Raw genomic sequence first — 16,761 nt, 5'->3', positions numbered from 1 at the left:
AAGGATCGGAAGGAGAAGGCGTCTAACGACACGCCTGGCTGGCGACGCGGCACAGGTCGACGTGCCGTCGCTCGGTCAAGCCCCACAGGTTCGTCACGATTAGGAACAATATCCACGGTCGCCGGATTATTCCCCCGCCCCGAGGTGTCAATCCGGTCACGCACCCCGGATCCCCGGCGCACCCGCCTCACCTGCGGCCCCGCCCCCACCTCGCGGAGGACCCGGGCCCGGGGCGCGCGCCGGGCCCGGCACCCCCTGCGGCCCAGGGGCTCCGGCCCGGCCGCCCGCCCCGCCCCGCCCGGTCCGGCCGGCCCCGGTCGGCCGCGGCGGCCCCGCGCGGCGCCGGGTCGGCCCGGCCACCGCGAAGGGGGAAGGGGCCCGCCGCGCGCTCCGCGACCGGTACCGGTGGCGCTCCCGGAGGGGCCGCCTGGAGGCGGGCCGCCCCCGTCCGCCCCGGCGGGCGCCGGAGGCCCGCTGCGCGGCGCCGAGAAGCACGGAGAGCGGCGCGGGGGGGGGCGCCGCCGCTCCCCGGGGGCCGCGGGGAGGCCGGCCGGCGCCGGAACGGCGCGAGGGGCGGGCCGGGGCCGCCGCCGGCCCCGGCCCGCCCCTCGCGGTGCCGCGGAGTCCGGGTCAGGCGTCCTTGATCTCGCAGACGACGCCGCCGCTGGTGACGGTGTCGCCGGGGGAGACCGAGAGGCCGGCCACCGTGCCGGCCTTGTGCGCGCCGAGCGGCTGCTCCATCTTCATCGCCTCGATGACCACCACGGTGTCGCCCTCGGCGACCTGCGCGCCGTCCTCGGCGACCACCTTGACCACGGTGCCCTGCATCGGGGAGACCAGGGAGTCGCCGCTCGCGGCCGCGGCGCCGCCGGACTTCTTGGACCGGGAGCCGCGCTTGCGGGCCGGGGCGCCGGCGGCGGGGGCCGCCGCGGCGGCGCCCAGGCCGGCGGGGAGCACCACCTCCAGGCGCTTGCCGCCGACCTCGACGGTGACCCGCTCGCGCTCCTCCTCCTCGGCGGGGCCGCCCGGGGCGCCCTCGTAGGGCGGCACCGTGTTGTCGAACTCGGTCTCGATCCACCGGGTGTGCACCGAGAACGGCCCGCCGCCCGCGGGGGCGAAGGCCGGGTCCTCGACGACGGTGCGGTGGAACGGGATGACGGTGGGCATGCCGCCCACCTCGAACTCGGCCAGGGCGCGCCGGGAGCGCTCCAGCACCTGGCGCCGGTCGGAGCCGGTCACGATGAGCTTGGCGACCATGGAGTCGAACGCCTGCGGGACGGTGAAGCCCTCCTCGCAGCCGGTGTCCACCCGCACCCCGGGGCCGCCGGGCAGGTTCAGCCGGGTGATGGTGCCCGGCGCGGGCATGAAGTCGCGCCCGGCGTCCTCGGCGTTGATCCGGAACTCCATGGAGTGCCCGCGCAGCGCCGGGTCGGCGTAGCCCAGCTCTCCGCCGTCGGCGACCCGGAACATCTCCCGGACCAGGTCGATCCCGGAGACCTCCTCGGTCACCGGGTGCTCCACCTGGAGCCGGGTGTTGACCTCCAGGAACGACACGGTCCCGTCCGCGCCGACCAGGAACTCGCAGGTGCCCGCGCCGACGTAGCCGGCCTCGCGCAGGATCGCCTTGGAGGAGGAGTAGAGCAGCCCGGTCTGCTCGGCGGTGAGGAACGGGGCCGGGGCCTCCTCGACCAGCTTCTGGTGCCGGCGCTGCAGCGAGCAGTCCCGGGTGGAGACCACCACCACGTTGCCGTGCGCGTCGGCCAGGCACTGCGTCTCCACGTGCCGGGGCCGGTCCAGGTAGCGCTCCACGAAGCACTCGCCGCGGCCGAACGCGGTGACCGCCTCGCGCACCGCCGACTCGTAGGCGTCGGCGACCTCGCCCATCTCCCGGACGACCTTCAGGCCGCGCCCGCCGCCGCCGAAGGCGGCCTTGATCGCGATCGGCAGGCCGTGCTCCTCGGCGAAGGCCACCACCTCCTCGGCCCCGGAGACCGGGTCGGGGGTGCCGGCCACCAGCGGGGCGCCGACCTTCTGCGCGATGTGCCGGGCCTGGACCTTGTCGCCCAGCGCGGTGATCGCCGAGGGCGGCGGGCCGATCCAGGTCAGCCCGGCGTCGATCACGGCCTGGGCGAACTCGGCGTTCTCGGCCAGGAAGCCGTAGCCCGGGTGGACCGCGTCGGCGCCGGAGCGCTCCGCCACATCGAGCAGCTTGGCGATGGAGAGGTAGCTCTCGCCCGGGGTGTCCCCGCCCAGGGCGTAGGCCTCGTCGGCGACCTTGGCGTGCAGGGCGTCCCGGTCGGGGTCGGCGTAGACCGCGACGCTGCCCAGCCCGGCGTCGCGGCAGGCGCGCGCCACGCGTACCGCGATCTCGCCGCGGTTGGCGATCAGAACTTTACGCACGGTGGGAAATCCTCCTGGTAGGCGACTGCCGGACGTCGCGCCTGTGGATGGGAAGTCTAGGCCGCACCGGCCGGGTCAGCCCGGGTGCATGCTGCGCCGCCAGGCCCCCGGGGCGGGTGCGGCGGTGCGGTGCGGGCCGCGGGCGCTCCGCCGCCAGGCGGACTCGGTCCGCTCGGCCTCCGCGCCCCCGCGGGCCGCCTCGGCCGCGCGGGCGCGCGCGGCGACCACGGCGACCAGGGCGGCGACCTCCTCGGGGGAGGCGTCGCCGCGCACGATGCTCAGGCGGGGGGTGCTCCCGCCGTCCCTCCCGCCGCTCACAGCGGGATGTTCCCGTGCTTCTTCGGCGGCAGCCGCTTGCGCTTGGTGCGCAGCGCGCGCAGCGCCTTGGCCACCGCCACGCGGGTCTCCGAGGGCAGGATGACCCCGTCGACGTAGCCGCGCTCGGCGGCGGCGTACGGGTTGAGCAGGGTGTCCTCGTACTCCTCGACCAGGCGGGCGCGCTCGGCCTCGACGCCGTCGCCGGCGGCGGCCAGGGTCCGCCGGTGCAGGATGTTCACCGCGCCCTGGGCGCCCATCACCGCGATCTGCGCGGTGGGCCAGGCCAGGTTGACGTCGGCGCCCAGGTGCTTGGAGCCCATCACGTCGTAGGCGCCGCCGAAGGCCTTGCGGGTGATCACCGTGACCAGCGGGACGGTGGCCTCGGCGTAGGCGTAGATGAGCTTGGCGCCGCGCCGGATGATGCCGTTCCACTCCTGGTCGGTGCCGGGCAGGAAGCCGGGCACGTCGACGAAGGTGAGGACCGGGACGTTGAACGCGTCGCAGGTGCGCACGAACCGGGCGGCCTTCTCCGAGGCGTCGATGTCCAGGCACCCGGCGAAGTTCATCGGCTGGTTGGCGACGATGCCGACGCTGTGCCCCTCGACCCGGCCGTAGCCGACCACGATGTTCCCGGCGAAGTGCTCGTGCACCTCCAGGAACTCGCCGTCGTCCAGCACGTGCTCGACGACCCGGCGGATGTCGTAGGGCTGGTTGGCCGAGTCCGGGATGAAGGAGTCCAGCTCGGCGTCGGCCTCGGTGGGCTCCGGGTCGGAGCCGGCCGGCAGCACCGGGGCGTCGTCCAGGTTGTTGGAGGGCAGGTGGGCCAGGAGCTCCTTGACGTAGTCGAGGGCGTCCTGCTCGTCGGCGCCCATGTAGTGCGCCACCCCGGAGCGGGTGTTGTGCGCCCGGGCGCCGCCCAGCTCCTCCATGGAGACGTCCTCGCCGGTGACGGTCTTGATCACGTCGGGGCCGGTGATGAACATCTGCGAGGTCTGGTCGACCATCACCACGAAGTCGGTGAGCGCGGGGGAGTAGACGTGCCCGCCGGCCGCGGCGCCCATGATCAGCGAGATCTGCGGGACCACGCCGGAGGCGTGCACGTTGCGCTTGAAGATCTCGGCGTAGAGGCCGAGGGCCGCCACGCCCTCCTGGATCCGCGCGCCGCCGCCCTCGTTGATCCCGACGACCGGGCAGCCGGTGCTGATCGCGTGGTCCAGGACCTTGACGATCTTCTCGCCGTAGACCTCGCCGAGGGAGCCGCCGAAGACGGTGACGTCCTGGCTGAACACCGCGACGGGGCGGCCGTCCACGGTGCCGTGCCCGGTGACCACGCCGTCGCCGTAGGGGCGGTTGGCGTCCAGGCCGAAACTGGTGGAGCGGTGCCGGGCCAGTGCGTCGAACTCGGTGAAGGACCCGGGGTCGAGGAGGGCGTCGATCCGCTCGCGGGCGGTCATCTTCCCTTTCGCGTGCTGCTTCTCGATCGCTCGCGCGGATCCGGCGTGCACGGCCTCGTACCGGCGCCGCTGCAGGTCGGCGAGCTTGCCCGCGGTCGTGTGGATGTCGATGTCCTCCGCGGGCAGCGGTTCAGGGGCTTCGGTCGCCATGGGAAGCCAGCCTAGACCCGGCCCTGGGCCCCCGGTCGGGCCGACCCCGGATTACTCGCCGGTAATCGGGGAGAGAGGGACCAGGAGGCCGCGCGGCCGCGGCGACCTGGGGCGGACCGTGATTGGTCCAGACCACCCCGCTAGGCTGTGCCGCGCATGCCCACCGCGGATCTGGGCAACGGCGCCGGCGCGGTGATCCGAGGACAGGCTTAGCGACGCGAGGAGACCTTGCGATGGCGAACGATGCGACCCGGGCCGGCGCGGAGCGGGACAGCGCCCGGCAGGAGATGCCGGAGCGGCTGCGCGCCGACATCCGCCTGCTCGGCGGCACCCTGGGCACCGTCCTGGCCGAGAGCGGCGGCGAGGACCTGCTCGCCGACGTCGAGCGGCTGCGCACCGCCGTGATCGGCGCCCGGGAGGGCACGTCGACCGCGGCCGAGGCCACCGAGCTGGTGGAGTCCTGGCCGCTGGAGCGGGCCAAGCAGGTCGCCCGCGCCTTCACCGTCTACTTCCACCTGGCCAACCTGGCCGAGGAGCACCAGCGGATCCGGGCGCTGCGCGAGCGCGACGACGCCGTGCACCCGCCGCGCGAGTCGCTGGCCGCCGCGGTCGAGCAGGTCCGCGCCGACTGCGGCGAGGAGCGGCTGGCCGGCTTCGTCGCCGGGATGGAGTTCCACCCGGTGCTCACCGCGCACCCCACCGAGGCGCGCCGCCGCGCGGTCTCCACCGCCATCCTGCGGATCGGCGAGCAGCTGGAGCGGCTGCACGCCGCGCACCCCGACTCCACCGCCGAGCGGGAGGCGCGGCGCAGGCTGACCGAGGAGGTCGACCTGCTCTGGCGCACGTCCCAGCTGCGCTACACCAAGCTGGACCCGCTGGACGAGGTGCGCACCGCGATGGCGGCCTTCGACTCCACCGTCTTCGAGGTGGTCCCGGAGATCTACCGGTCGCTGGACGCCGCGCTGGACCCGAGCGGCACCGGCACCCGGCCGCCCTCGGCGCGCCCCTTCGTCCGGTACGGCAGCTGGATCGGCGGCGACCGGGACGGCAACCCGTTCGTCACCCACGAGGTGACCCGGGAGGCCATCGCGATCCAGTCCGAGCACGTGCTGCGCGCCCTGGAGGCGGCCGCGGGGCGGATCGCGCGCAACCTCACCGCCTACGGCAACCTCACCCCGGCCAGTGAGGACCTGCGGGACACGCTGGCCGCCGCGCAGGCCGGCTACCCGCGGGTGATGGCCGACATCGCCAAGCGCTCGCCCAACGAGCCCCACCGCCAGCTGCTGCTGTTCGCCACCGCGCGGCTGCGCGCCACCCGGGAGCGCGACGCCGACCTGGGCTACCCCGGCCCCGACCGGCTCCTCGCCGACCTGCGCACCGTGCAGTCCTCGCTGGCCGCCGCCGGGGCGAACCGGCAGGCCTACGGCGAGCTCCAGCACCTCGTCTGGCAGGCGGAGACGTTCGGCTTCCACCTCGCCGAGCTGGAGATCCGCCAGCACAGCGAGGTGCACGCGCGCGCCCTGGAGGAGGTGCGGGCCGGCGGCGCGCTCTCCGAGCAGACCGAGGAGGTGCTGGCCACCCTCCGGGTGGTCGCCTGGATCCAGGAGCGGTTCGGGGTGGACGCCTGCCGCCGCTACATCGTCAGCTTCACCCGCTCGGCCGCCGACGTCGCCGCGGTCTACGAGCTCGCCGCGCACGCCCTGCCGGCCGGCAAGGCCCCGGTCCTCGACGTCATCCCGCTCTTCGAGACCGGCGCCGACCTGGACGCCTCGCCCCAGGTGCTGGACGGCATGCTGGAACTGCCCGACCTGCGCCGCCGGATGGAGGAGACCGGCGGCCGGCTGGAGGTCATGCTCGGCTACAGCGACTCGGCCAAGGACGTCGGCCCGGTCAGCGCCACCCTGCGGCTCTACGACGCGCAGGGCAGGCTCACCGAGTGGGCCGAGCGGCACGGCGTCACCCTCACCCTGTTCCACGGCCGCGGCGGCTCGCTGGGCCGCGGCGGCGGGCCGGCCAGCCGGGCGCTGCTCGCCCAGGCCCCCGGCTCGGTCGCGGGCCGGTTCAAGGTGACCGAGCAGGGCGAGGTGATCTTCGCCCGGTACGGCCAGCGCGCCATCGCCCACCGCCACATCGAGCAGGTCGGCCACGCGGTGCTGCTGGCCTCCACCGAGACCGTGCAGGAGCGGGCCCGGGAGGCGTCCGCCCGGTTCCGCAAGACCGCCGACGAGATCGCCGGCGCCGCGCACACCGCCTACCGGTCGCTGATCGACACCGAGGGCTTCGCCGAGTGGTTCTCCCGGGTCAGCCCGCTGGAGGAGCTCGGCGAGCTGCGCCTGGGGTCGCGCCCGTCGCGCCGCTTGGCCGCCCGCGGCCTGGACGACCTGCGGGCCATCCCGTGGGTGTTCGCCTGGACCCAGACCCGGGTCAACCTGCCCGGCTGGTACGGCCTGGGCACCGGCCTGGCCGCCGCCTCCGACCCGGAGGCGCTGCGCGCCGCCTACCAGGAGTGGCCGCTGTTCGCGTCGCTGCTGGACAACGCGGAGATGAGCCTGGCCAAGACGGACCGCGCCATCGCCGAGCGCTACCTGCGCCTGGGCGGCCGCCCGGAGCTCACCGAGAAGGTCCTCGCCGAGTACGACCTCACCCGGGAGCTGGTGCTGCGCACCACCGGCCACACCCGCCTGCTGGAGAACCGCAGGGTGCTCTCCCGCGCGGTGGACCTGCGCAACCCCTACGTGGACGCCCTCTCCCACCTGCAGCTGCGCGCCCTGAACGCGCTGCGCGGCCCGGAGGCCGACACCCTCTCCGAGGAGGACCAGCGCCACCTGGAGCGGCTGCTGCTGCTCTCGGTCAACGGCGTCGCGGCCGGCCTGCAGAACACCGGCTGACCCGCCGGGGAGCGCCCGGAGGACGGGGGCCGCACCGCTCCGGCGGTGCGGCCCCCGCCGTCGCTACGGAACCGGGAACCGCGAGGTGTCCAGGGCGAACCCGAACGGCTCGGGCAGCGCGACGGGCTCGCCGAAGCGGACCTTGTGCACGTCGGCGTAGGTGCCGTTCAGCGGCTCGGAGTAGAGCGTGGCGGCGGGCTCGCCCAGGAGCGGGTCCCACCGGTCGATCAGCAGGTAGAGCGGGACCGGTCCGTGGGCGTAGCCCCAGAGCTTGGCCTTGCGGTCCCGCTCGGCGGTGCTCGGGGAGGCGACCTCGACCACGATCAGGGCGTCGGCGGCGGAATGGTCCTCACCCCGCTCGTCGAGCGGGCCGGGCAGGACCGCCAGATCGGGGATGTAGAGCGAGAGCAGCGACGGGATGCGCAGGTCGATCGCCTGATGGACGTCGCAGTCGGCGATCGCGCCGCCGTCCCGGAGGATCTCCCGGTACAGCTGCTTCTGCACGTCCGCCACGATCCTGTTGTGCGCGTCCTGCGGCGGGGTCACGAGGAAGAGACCGCCTTCGATGATCTCGGCCTGCCAACCCTCCGCGAGTTCCAGGCCCTGCCAGATGCCCAGTAGGGCCTCCCAGTGGGAGGAGCGGCCCGCGCCGGGTTCCACGTCCGCCACGTGCATACGCCGCGTCACCTCCGAGGACCGAACGTAGCACCGGGCCGCCCCGGTGTCCTTGGGTTCACGATAAGCGGGCGCCGCACCGCTCCGGCGGTGCGGCCCTCACTTCTCCGGGAGGGGGAATTCGGCCGTGTCGAGGTCGAACCCGAACGGCTCGGGCAGTTTCACCGACTCCCCGAAGGGGACCCGCTGCACGTTCGTATAGCGGCCCCTGACCGGCTTGGAGTAGAGCGTGGCGGCGGGTTCGCCCAGGACCGGGTCCCACCGGTCGACCAGCAGGTAGAGCGGGACCGGTCCGTGGGCGTAGCCCCAGAGTTTCGTCTTGCGGTCCCGGTCCGCGTTGCCCGGGGAGGCGACCTCGACGACGAGCAGGGCGTCGGCGGCGGAGTGCTCCGCGCCGCGGTCGCGCAGCGGGCCGGGAAGGACCAGAAGGTCCGGGACGAACAGTGTGCCCAGCGGAAGGACCCGCAGGTCCGCCGTCTGGTGCACACGGAACCGGGAGACTTCCCCACTGCTCAGCAGGATCTGCTGGTAGAGGCCGCGCTGTACGGTCTCGACGATGTCGTTGTGGTCGTCGCCGGGGGGAGGCGATAGGAGGACACCGCCTTGGCTGATCTCGGCCCGCCAACCATCGGGCAGGTCCAGCTCTTCCCAGGTGCGCAGCAGAACGTCCCAGGGGGAGGAGTGATTCACGTCGGGTTCCACTTCCGCCACGTGCATACGCCGCGTCACCTCCGAGGACCGAACGTAGCACCGGGCCGCCCCGGTGTCCTTGGGTTCACGATAAGCGGGCGCCGGGGCGGTATACAGGGCGCATGACCGGCGATTCCCTGCACCCCGCGAACCCCGCCTACCGCGACCTGGACCGGCCGCCGCTGCGTGCGGACGCGCTGCGCCGCGCGCTGGTCCGGCCCGGGGAGGTGTGGACCGGGATCGAGGTGGTGCCGGAGACGGGCTCCACCAACACCGAGCTGGCCGCGCGGGCCCAGGGCGGCGCCGCCTCGGGGAGCGTGCTGGTGACCGAGCACCAGACCGCCGGGCGGGGGCGGCGGGGGCGCACCTTCACCGTGCCGCCGCGGGCCGCGCTGACCTTCTCGGTGCTGGTCCGGCCCGAGTCGCCGACGGCCCGGTTCGGCTGGCTGCCGCTGATGATGGGCGTCGCCGCGGTGCGCGCCGCCTCCTTCGTCGCGCAGGTGGAGCCGGTGCTCAAGTGGCCCAACGACGTGCTGGCCCCGGAGGAGGACCGGGACGCCCCGCCGCGCAAGCTCGCCGGGATCCTGTCCGAGGCGGCGTTCTCCGAGGCCGGGCCCGGGGTGGTCATCGGGATGGGGCTCAACGTGTCGCAGCGCCGGGACGAGCTCCCGGTGGAGGCGGCCACCTCGCTGGTGCTGGAGGGCGACCCGCACGGCGACCGGGACCCGCTGCTCCGCGCGGTGCTGCGCGCCTTCGCCGACCTCTACCGCGCCTGGGAGGAGGCCGGCGGGGACGCCGAGGCGAGCGGGCTCGCCGAGGAGTACCGGAGGCACTGCGACACCATCGGCCGCCGGGTCCGGGTGAGCCTCCCCGGCGACCGGCTGCTGGAGGGCGAGGCCCTCGGCGTCGACGCCGAGGGCAGGCTCCAGGTCGCCGGCCCCCGCGGCACCGAGTCCCTCAGCGCCGGCGACGTCGTCCACGTCCGCCGGGGCTGACCGGAGCCGGCCGCACGGGCCGCTCCGCCTCGGCGGGGCGGCCCGTGCGGCCGGCTTGGAGCGGCCGGACCTCGTCGCGCCGGAGCGGGGAGCCTTCGGGAACGCGCTCCGCGGGCCGGCGGGGACCGGGCGGGGCGGAGCGCGCCCGGCGCCGCCGCGCGGGCCCGTGCGGCCGGTGCCCCCGGGGGGCGGGATCGGCGGAGGCGCCCTGATGCGGTCAGCGCCGGGTGCGGGCCGCCTCCAGGGCGGTGCGGGCGAAGGGCTCCTTGTCCCAGTCGCCGCCGGGGCCGAGCCGGGCCGCGTACAGCAGGGCGCCGTCCCGGGAGACGACGTAGAGGGCGTCGGCCAGCCGGTGGGTCTCCAGGAACTCCGCGGTGTTGGGCACCCCGGCGTAGGCGCGCTCGTGCTGCTCCGGCGAGATCCAGCGGCCGAAGCCCTGCTCGCGGCGGGAGCGCCGGTACCGCTCCCCGATCGCGGCGGCGCTCTCGCCGGAGTCCGCGGCCACGAAGGCCACCCCCACCCGGTAGCCGGCCTCGCGGAACCCCTCGGTCCAGGCCGCCGCCCAGTCGGCGCGGCCCAGCGGGTGGCTGCACAGCACGTCGGAGCGGCCCTCCCGGACGTGCTCCAGCGCCATCGGGTGCAGCCCGGCGATCTGGGGCGGCAGCGCCGCGGAGGCGGCCCGGTCGTCCGCGGCCATCGCCGCCTCGTAGTCGGGGGAGAGCCGGATCAGGTCGTCCCCGTCGTAGCTCACCGTGCCCGGCGCCAGCGCCGGCAGCAGCGCCCGCTGCAGGGTGCTCTTGCCCGACCCCGGCTGCCCGCCGAGGATGAGCGCCTCGGGCTCCTCCCGGGGGGTTCCGGTGAGCCGGTCGCGCAGCGCCCGGTCGAAGGCGGCGCGGAGCTCCCCGGCGCCGAGCGGCTTCGGGGCGGCCGGCGCCGGCCCGAACCGGTGCCGGCCGCGCAGCGCGCGCAGCCGCTCCGGGTACTCCCCGGCCACCGCGCGCAGCTCGGCGCCGTCCAGGAAGGGCAGCCGCGCCTCCAGGCCGAGCAGGCGCCGGGCCTCCTTCTCCAGCGCGTCGCGCTCGCTCCCGGAGGCGCGGCGCAGCAGCGCGGAGTGCAGGCCGATCGCCGCGCTCAGCAGGTTGTAGGCGGTCTCGCGGGCGTCCCGGTCGGCTGCCGGCCGGGACGGCACGCCGCCCAGCGCCGCGAACCGGTCCAGTGGGGAGAGGGGCAGGTCCATGGCACCGGAGGTTCCCGGGCCGGGCGCGGGCCACACCCGGGGCCCCCGGCCGGGAGCGGCCGGTCGGCCGATTTCTTGACGCAGAGTGTTCCCACCCGCTAAACCGGCAGTGATGAAGGTGTGATCGCGTCAATCCCGGGCCGTTACCCGGGAACCGGTCGATCACCGGCTCCCACCGAACGACGAGAGAACGTATGACCGCGCGTCCCGACCCAGAGCAGATCGAAGCCGCCCTGTTGGGAGGGGAGGCGCGCTATACCCGTGCCGAGGCCGTGAGCAGGTCCGGGGCCTCCCCCGAGTTCGCCGACCGGGTCTGGCGGGCACTGGGCTTCCCCACCCGAGACGACGACGTCGCCGCGTTCGCGGAGAGCGACGTGGAGGCGCTGGGCACCGCCGCCCGGCTGCTCCGCGAGGGCGTCGTCGACGAGGACGCCGCGATCCGGCTGGCCCGCGCCATGGGGCAGACCATGGCCCGGCTCGCCGAGTGGCAGATCAGCATCATCTCCACGCTGGCCTTCTCGCCCGACGGCTGCGCCTCGGCGGAGGGGGCGCCCGACGACGGCTCGCTGGGGCCGCTGGTCGGGCTCACCAAGGACATGCTGCCCGACGTGGAGCGGCTGCTGGTGCACATCTGGCGCCGCCAGCTCGCCGCCGCCTCCGCGCGCCGGCTGGCCTTCATGGAGAGCAGCGAGGACGCCGCCCCCACCTACTTCCCGCTCGCCGCCGGCTTCGCCGACCTGGTCTCCTTCACCACGCTCAGCCGGGAGCTGGACGAGGTGGAGCTGGCCGAGGTGGTCGAGGGCTTCGAGTCCACCGCCACCGACATCGTCTCCTCCGGCGGGGGCCGCGTCGTCAAGACCCTGGGCGACGAGATCTTCTTCGTCGCCAACACCCCCCGCCAGGCCGCGGAGATCGCGCTGCGCCTGGCCGACGGGGTGAAGACGCACATAGAGGTCCCCGACGTGCGGGTCGGCGTCGCCTTCGGGCCGATCCTCGCGCTCCTCGGCGACGTCTTCGGGACCACCGTCAACCGGGCCAGCCGGCTCACCTCGTTCGCCCGCCCCGGCACCGTGCTGATCGACGACGCCATGGCCGAGCACCTCAGGGGCGAGGAGGCGCTGCAGGTCGTCGCGGTGCGCCCGCGGCACGCGCACGGGCTGGGCCAGCTCCAGCCGCACGCGCTGCGCCGCTCCTTCGAGCGGTTCGCCCCCACGGCGGGCTGAGAACCGGTCCGGTACGGGGCCGCCCGCACGGGGCATGTCCTCTGGGGAAGGCCAAGGGCGACCGGGAGGAGTGCCGGTGACCGATACTCGGCAGCGGGGCGGGCAGACCGTCGAGGCCGTGGTGGCGACGGAGAAGGGGGCGCCGGTCTCGGTGCGGACCATCGTGGTCCCCGACCCGGGCCCGGGCGAGGCACTGGTCGCGGTGGAGGCCTGCGGGGTCTGCCACACCGACCTGCACTACCGTGAGGGCGCCATCGGCGACGACTTCCCCTACCTGCTCGGCCACGAGGCGGCCGGCCGGGTGGAGGCGGTCGGCGAGGGCGTCACCGGGCTGGAGCCCGGCGATTTCGTGGTGCTCAACTGGCGCGCGGTCTGCGGGGTGTGCCGGGCCTGCGCCCGCGGCCGCCCGCAGTACTGCTTCGACACCGCCAACGCGGCGCAGCCGATGCGGCTGCCCGACGGGACCGCGCTCTCCCCGGCGCTGGGCATCGGCGCGTTCGCGGAGAAGACGCTGGTGGCCGCGGGGCAGTGCACCAAGGTCGACCCGGCCGCCGACCCGGCCGCGGCCGGCCTGCTCGGCTGCGGGGTGATGGCGGGCCTGGGCGCCGCGCTGAACACCGGCGGGGTGGGCCGGGGCGACTCGGTGGCGGTGATCGGCTGCGGCGGGGTGGGCGACGCCGCGGTGGCCGGAGCGCGGCTCGCCGGCGCCGCCCGGATCATCGCGATCGACGTGGACCCGCGCAAGCTGGAGTGGGCGCGCGGGTTCGGCGCGACGCACACCGTCAACGCCCGCGAGCGCTCCCCGATCGAGGCGGTGCGCGAGCTGACCGGCGGCAACGGGGCCGACGTGGTGATCGACGCGGTGGGCCGCCCGGAGACCTTCCGGCAGGCGTTCTACGCCCGCGACCTGGCCGGCACCGCGGTCCTGGTCGGGGTGCCCGAGCCGGAGTTCCAGGCGGAGCTGCCGCTGCTGGACGTCTTCTCCAGGGGAGGGGCGGTGAAGTCCTCCTGGTACGGCGACTGCCTGCCGTCCCGGGACTTCCCCATGCTGATCGACCTGTACCTGCAGGGCCGGCTCGACCTGGACGCGTTCGTCACCGAGCGGATCGGCCCCGGCGACGTGGAGGAGGCCTTCGGCCGGATGAGGCGGGGGACCGTACTGCGATCGGTGGTGGTCCGCTGACCATGCCCGAGGCACCCGTGCAACCCGTGCACCACCTGGTCACCTCCGGGGTGTTCGCCCTGGACGGCGGCGAGTGGCCGGTGGAGAACAACGTGTGGATCGTCGGCGACGACCGGTCGGCGGTGGTCATCGACGCCGCGCACGACCACGAGCGGATCGCCCGCGCGCTGGGCGACCGCGAACTGATGGCGGTGGTGTGCACGCACGCGCACAACGACCACGTCAACGCCGCGGTGGAGCTGGCCGACCTGTGCGACGCCCCGATCCTGCTGCACCCGGACGACGGCGTGCTGTGGCACCGGGTCCACCCCGACCGGGAGCCCGACGCCCCGCTGCTCCAGGGCGAGGTGCTGCAGGCCGGCGGGGTGGAGCTGGAGGTGCTGCACACCCCCGGGCACACCCCCGGCGGCGTCTGCCTGCACGCCCCCTCGCTGGGCGCGGTCTTCACCGGCGACACCCTGTTCCAGGGCGGGCCGGGGGCGACCGGGCGGTCCTTCTCCGACTTCCCGACCATCATCGGCTCCATCCGGGACCGGCTGCTGGGGCTGCCGCCGGAGACCGCGGTGCACACCGGCCACGGCCCCTCCACCACGATCGGCGAGGAGGCGCCGCACCTGCAGGAGTGGATCGACCGGGGGTACTGAGCCGCGCGGCGGCGGGCGGCGCGGGCCCGGCCGGCCTCAGACCGGTCCGGTGTCCTTGCCCAGGCCCTCGCCGCCGGTCGGCAGGAAGACCGCGAACACGGTCGGCTTGGGCCGGACCAGTTCCACCCGGGCGCCCTCGGACTCGGCGATGTGCCGGGCCAGCGCCAGCCCCAGGCCGGTGCCCTCGCCGCCGCTGACCTCCCGGTCGAAGATCCGCCCGACCAGGTGCTCGGGGACCCCCTCGCCCTCGTCGCCCACCTCGATGCGGACCGAGTGGCCGCCGTCGATCACGTTGACCGTGACGGTGCCCGCGCCGTGCGCGGAGGCGTTCTCCACCAGCACCGCCATGATCTGGGTGAGGTCCATCGGGACGGTCATCGCGCTGAGGCCCTTGGCGCCGGTCAGCCGGAGCTTCCGGCCGTTCTGCTCGAAGACCGGGGACCACTCGCCGACGAACCGCTCCAGCACCCGGTCGATGCCGACCTGCTCCACCTCGGGGTTCTGGCTCTTGCGGGCCCGGCCCAGCAGGTTCTCCACGGTCTGGGTGAGCCGCTCGGCCTGCTGCAGCGCGGCCTCGCCCTCCTCCCGCACCACCCGGGGGTCGTCCGCCTCGGCGATGATCTCCTCCAGCCGCATGGTCAGCGCGGTCAGCGGGGTGCGCAGCTGGTGCGAGGCGTCGGTGGCGAAGTGCCGCTCGGTGGCGATCAGCCCGGCGATCCGCTCGGCGCTGCGGTCCAGCACCTCGGCGACCCGGTCGGCCTCGGGGATGCCGTAGCGGTGCCCCCACGGCGTGGCGACCCCCGACCCGAGGCGCTCGGCGGTGGCCGCCAGGTCGACCAGCGGCAGGGTGAGCCGGCGGGCCTGCAGGATCGCCAGCCCCACGGCGACGCCGATGGCCAGCAGGGAGAGGGAGGCGATGCCCAGCCAGGCGTTGAAGACGCTCTCCTGGACGTGGCCCGAGCCCTGCCACACCCGCACGTCGATGCCGCCCGGGGAGGTGGTGTGGGCGTCCAGGGTGGGCCGCGGGTCGTCGGAGTCGGGATCGTAGTCCCAGCCGCCGGCCCGGATCGGCTGGGCCTCGCCGCGCGGCTGCAGCTCGATCAGGCGCTCGGGGTAGACCTGGGCGAAGTGCTCCCGGTCGATGCCGCCCTCGTTCTCCACCTGGGCGTCGGCGTCGGCCGCGATGACCTCGGCCTCCTGCTGCAGGGTCCGCTCGGCGTCCTCATAGGCCGAGCGGTACACCAGCGCGCCCAGCGGCAGGCCGAGCAGCAGCACGGCGATGACCGTCACGACGAGCGTGGAGAACAGCATCCGCCTGCGCATTGCACCCCTTCTTCTCGCGCCCCGGCGCCGCGCGGTCCGGGGTCACGGCGCAGGCGGGTTCAATCCCGTTCGAATCGGAAGCCGACCCCCCGGACGGTCGTGATGTAGGAGGGCTGGTTCGCGTCGTCGCCCAGCTTCCGGCGGAGCCAGGAGATGTGCATGTCCAAGGTCTTGGTCGAACCCCACCAGTTGGTGTCCCAGACCTCCCGCATGATCTGCTCGCGGGTGACCACCTTCCCGGCGTCCCGGACCAGGACCCGGAGCAGGTCGAACTCCTTGGTGGTCAGCTGGAGCTCGCGCTCGCCCAGCCAGGCGCGGCGCGAGTCGTTGTCGATCCGCACGCCGTGCACGACCGGTACCTCGCCGCCGCCGCGGCGGAGCAGCGCCCGCACCCGGGCCAGGAGCTCGGCCAGCCGGAAGGGCTTGGTCACGTAGTCGTCGGCCCCGGCGTCGAGGCCGACGACCGTGTCCACCTCGTCGGCGCGGGCGGTGAGGATGAGGATCGGCGTCACGTGCCCTTCGGCCCGCAGCCGCCGGGCCACTTCCAGCCCGTCCATTTCCGGTAGCCCGAGATCGAGCACCATGAGGTCGATATCTCCTGCACGGGCCCGATCGATGGTGTCGGTGCCATTGACGGTCACGTCCACGGTATAGCCTTCGCGGCGCAGTGCGCGGGCGAGCGGCTCGTAGATCGAGGCGTCGTCTTCGGCCAGCAAAACGCAGGTCATGATGGAGATCGTAAGTCCCACCGGGGGGTTTTCCCTATTATGCGCGCCGTGCTGAGGCGGGTCGGCCGGAATTCACGGCGGCGTGGAAGGGACATTAGTAGGAGCGCGGGGCCGGAGGCCCGCATTTTTGCGATTCCTTGTCCACCGGTTGGGAGAAAACGTGCCCCGGGGAGCGGTTCAGGCCGCCCGGCTCTCGTCCCGGTCGGCCGGAGGGAACACCCAGGTCCGGTAGGACCAGAACCGGAACAGGGTGCCCAGGGCGACGCCGACCACGTTCCCGGAGACGTTCCGGGCCAGCGCGCCGTCCAGCCCGAGCACGTACAGGGTGAATCCGAGGCAGGCCACCTGGAGGCCCATCCCCACCCCGTTCATCACCAGGAACAGCAGCGTCTCCCGGCCGTAGCCGGTGCGCGCCCGGTCGCCGAAGGTCCAGAACCGGTTGCCGACGAACGCCACCGCGATGGCGCACAGCGTGCCGATCGCCTGACCGGTCAGCGCGGTGGTGCCCACCGCCCACAGCAGGTTGGTGGTGCCCAGCTGGACCACGTAGGCCACGGCGCCGACGGACCCGAACTTGCCCAGCTCGGCGGCGAGCCGGGCGATCCGGGGGTGGCGGTCGAGGAACTGGCGCACGGCCGTGGCCTCCAAGGGTCGGGCGGGGTCGCTGCACGCCCGACTCTAGCCCGCGCTCCCGGAGCGCCGCTCCGCCCGGGGTTCCGGAGCGGAGCGGCGGCGCCCGCGGGCCGGGTCCGGGAAGCGCCGACACCGTTCTCCGCGCCGGTCATTAGACTTCGGACGGTGCCTCCGGGACGCGCTGCCCGGTCAGGTCGCCGGTGAGCAGAGCAGCCGACAG

General features: G+C 74.7%; 15 protein-coding genes. 5 read left to right on the top strand and 10 right to left on the bottom strand.

Going from position 1 to position 16,761, the window contains the following annotated elements:
- Positions 1-22 precede the first annotated feature (22 nt).
- The 4 genes from J0910_RS27350 to J0910_RS27335 form a co-directional block, all read right to left on the bottom strand.
- Positions 23-97 carry a putative leader peptide gene (locus J0910_RS27350; RefSeq protein ID WP_376769095.1) on the bottom strand — a complete coding sequence of 25 codons (75 nt, stop codon included), beginning with the start codon at positions 95-97 and terminating at the stop codon, positions 23-25.
- Between the two features lie 533 nt (positions 98-630).
- Positions 631-2,400, bottom strand: a complete 1,770-nt coding sequence (locus tag J0910_RS27345; RefSeq protein ID WP_420161409.1) for an acetyl/propionyl/methylcrotonyl-CoA carboxylase subunit alpha — start codon at positions 2,398-2,400, stop codon at positions 631-633.
- Between the two features lie 75 nt (positions 2,401-2,475).
- The gene (locus tag J0910_RS27340; protein ID WP_420161408.1) at positions 2,476-2,718 is read right to left on the bottom strand and encodes an acyl-CoA carboxylase epsilon subunit; all 243 of its coding nucleotides are present in this window, start codon (positions 2,716-2,718) and stop codon (positions 2,476-2,478) included.
- Positions 2,715-4,322 carry an acyl-CoA carboxylase subunit beta gene (locus J0910_RS27335; RefSeq protein ID WP_420161407.1) on the bottom strand — a complete coding sequence of 536 codons (1,608 nt, stop codon included), beginning with the start codon at positions 4,320-4,322 and terminating at the stop codon, positions 2,715-2,717. The genes J0910_RS27340 and J0910_RS27335 overlap by 4 nt, the downstream gene beginning before the upstream one ends.
- 287 nt (positions 4,323-4,609) lie before the next feature.
- Between J0910_RS27335 and J0910_RS27330 the strand changes: the two genes are divergently transcribed.
- Positions 4,610-7,210 (top strand): phosphoenolpyruvate carboxylase, encoded by a 2,601-nt coding sequence (locus tag J0910_RS27330; RefSeq protein ID WP_420162103.1) that lies wholly within the window; start codon positions 4,610-4,612, stop codon positions 7,208-7,210.
- A 63-nt stretch (positions 7,211-7,273) separates the two neighbouring features.
- On the opposite strand, the gene J0910_RS27325 is transcribed toward J0910_RS27330, so the two are convergent.
- A complete protein-coding gene (locus J0910_RS27325) occupies positions 7,274-7,885 on the bottom strand; it encodes a Uma2 family endonuclease (RefSeq protein ID WP_420161406.1) in 612 nt (203 codons plus the stop codon).
- Positions 7,886-7,984: 99 nt separating this feature from the next.
- Positions 7,985-8,602 carry a Uma2 family endonuclease gene (locus tag J0910_RS27320; protein ID WP_420161405.1) on the bottom strand — a complete coding sequence of 206 codons (618 nt, stop codon included), beginning with the start codon at positions 8,600-8,602 and terminating at the stop codon, positions 7,985-7,987.
- Positions 8,603-8,697: 95 nt separating this feature from the next.
- Between J0910_RS27320 and J0910_RS27315 the strand changes: the two genes are divergently transcribed.
- Positions 8,698-9,570, top strand: a complete 873-nt coding sequence (locus J0910_RS27315) for a biotin--[acetyl-CoA-carboxylase] ligase (RefSeq protein WP_420161404.1) — start codon at positions 8,698-8,700, stop codon at positions 9,568-9,570.
- Between the two features lie 217 nt (positions 9,571-9,787).
- On the opposite strand, the gene J0910_RS27310 is transcribed toward J0910_RS27315, so the two are convergent.
- Positions 9,788-10,807 carry a zeta toxin family protein gene (locus tag J0910_RS27310; protein ID WP_420161403.1) on the bottom strand — a complete coding sequence of 340 codons (1,020 nt, stop codon included), beginning with the start codon at positions 10,805-10,807 and terminating at the stop codon, positions 9,788-9,790.
- 194 nt (positions 10,808-11,001) lie between these two features.
- Here J0910_RS27310 and J0910_RS27305 point away from each other — a divergent pair, with 194 nt between their 5' ends.
- The 3 genes from J0910_RS27305 (at position 11,002) to J0910_RS27295 (ending at position 13,857) form a co-directional block, all read left to right on the top strand.
- Positions 11,002-12,030 (top strand): adenylate/guanylate cyclase domain-containing protein, encoded by a 1,029-nt coding sequence (locus J0910_RS27305; RefSeq protein WP_420161402.1) that lies wholly within the window; start codon positions 11,002-11,004, stop codon positions 12,028-12,030.
- A gap of 76 nt (positions 12,031-12,106) precedes the next feature.
- Positions 12,107-13,213, top strand: a complete 1,107-nt coding sequence (locus tag J0910_RS27300; protein WP_420161401.1) for an S-(hydroxymethyl)mycothiol dehydrogenase — start codon at positions 12,107-12,109, stop codon at positions 13,211-13,213.
- Positions 13,214-13,215: 2 nt separating this feature from the next.
- Positions 13,216-13,857, top strand: coding sequence for an MBL fold metallo-hydrolase (locus tag J0910_RS27295; RefSeq protein ID WP_420161400.1), 642 nt, complete (start codon positions 13,216-13,218; stop codon positions 13,855-13,857).
- A 36-nt stretch (positions 13,858-13,893) separates the two neighbouring features.
- Here the strand turns inward: J0910_RS27295 and J0910_RS27290 are convergent, their stop codons facing one another.
- The 3 genes from J0910_RS27290 to J0910_RS27280 all read right to left on the bottom strand — a co-directional run bounded on the left by J0910_RS27290 (position 13,894) and on the right by J0910_RS27280 (position 16,541).
- Positions 13,894-15,180 (bottom strand): sensor histidine kinase, encoded by a 1,287-nt coding sequence (locus J0910_RS27290; RefSeq protein WP_420161399.1) that lies wholly within the window; start codon positions 15,178-15,180, stop codon positions 13,894-13,896.
- 59 nt (positions 15,181-15,239) lie between these two features.
- Positions 15,240-15,908, bottom strand: a complete 669-nt coding sequence (locus J0910_RS27285) for a response regulator transcription factor (protein WP_420161398.1) — start codon at positions 15,906-15,908, stop codon at positions 15,240-15,242.
- Between the two features lie 177 nt (positions 15,909-16,085).
- Positions 16,086-16,541, bottom strand: a complete 456-nt coding sequence (locus J0910_RS27280; RefSeq protein WP_420161397.1) for a GtrA family protein — start codon at positions 16,539-16,541, stop codon at positions 16,086-16,088.
- Positions 16,542-16,761 lie beyond the last annotated feature (220 nt).

The sequence above is a fragment of the Nocardiopsis oceanisediminis genome, assembly GCF_048595525.1.
Classification (GTDB): domain Bacteria; phylum Actinomycetota; class Actinomycetes; order Streptosporangiales; family Streptosporangiaceae; genus Nocardiopsis_A; species Nocardiopsis_A oceanisediminis.
Note: the sequence above shows the minus strand (reverse complement) of the source record. Positions and strands in the feature narration are given on the sequence as shown.

What these genes read in the sequence shown, in the direction of transcription:
- J0910_RS27335 (WP_420161407.1), bottom strand. Translation starts at nt 4,322, where the DNA reads ATGGCGACCGAAGCCCCTGAACCGCTGCCCGCGGAGGACATCGACATC.
- J0910_RS27330 (WP_420162103.1), top strand. Translation starts at nt 4,610, where the DNA reads ATGCCGGAGCGGCTGCGCGCCGACATCCGCCTGCTCGGCGGCACCCTG.
- J0910_RS27325 (WP_420161406.1), bottom strand. Translation starts at nt 7,885, where the DNA reads ATGCACGTGGCGGACGTGGAACCCGGCGCGGGCCGCTCCTCCCACTGG.
- J0910_RS27320 (WP_420161405.1), bottom strand. Translation starts at nt 8,602, where the DNA reads ATGCACGTGGCGGAAGTGGAACCCGACGTGAATCACTCCTCCCCCTGG.
- J0910_RS27315 (WP_420161404.1), top strand. Translation starts at nt 8,698, where the DNA reads ATGACCGGCGATTCCCTGCACCCCGCGAACCCCGCCTACCGCGACCTG.
- J0910_RS27310 (WP_420161403.1), bottom strand. Translation starts at nt 10,807, where the DNA reads ATGGACCTGCCCCTCTCCCCACTGGACCGGTTCGCGGCGCTGGGCGGC.
- J0910_RS27305 (WP_420161402.1), top strand. Translation starts at nt 11,002, where the DNA reads ATGACCGCGCGTCCCGACCCAGAGCAGATCGAAGCCGCCCTGTTGGGA.
- J0910_RS27295 (WP_420161400.1), top strand. Translation starts at nt 13,216, where the DNA reads ATGCCCGAGGCACCCGTGCAACCCGTGCACCACCTGGTCACCTCCGGG.
- J0910_RS27290 (WP_420161399.1), bottom strand. Translation starts at nt 15,180, where the DNA reads ATGCGCAGGCGGATGCTGTTCTCCACGCTCGTCGTGACGGTCATCGCC.
- J0910_RS27285 (WP_420161398.1), bottom strand. Translation starts at nt 15,908, where the DNA reads ATGACCTGCGTTTTGCTGGCCGAAGACGACGCCTCGATCTACGAGCCG.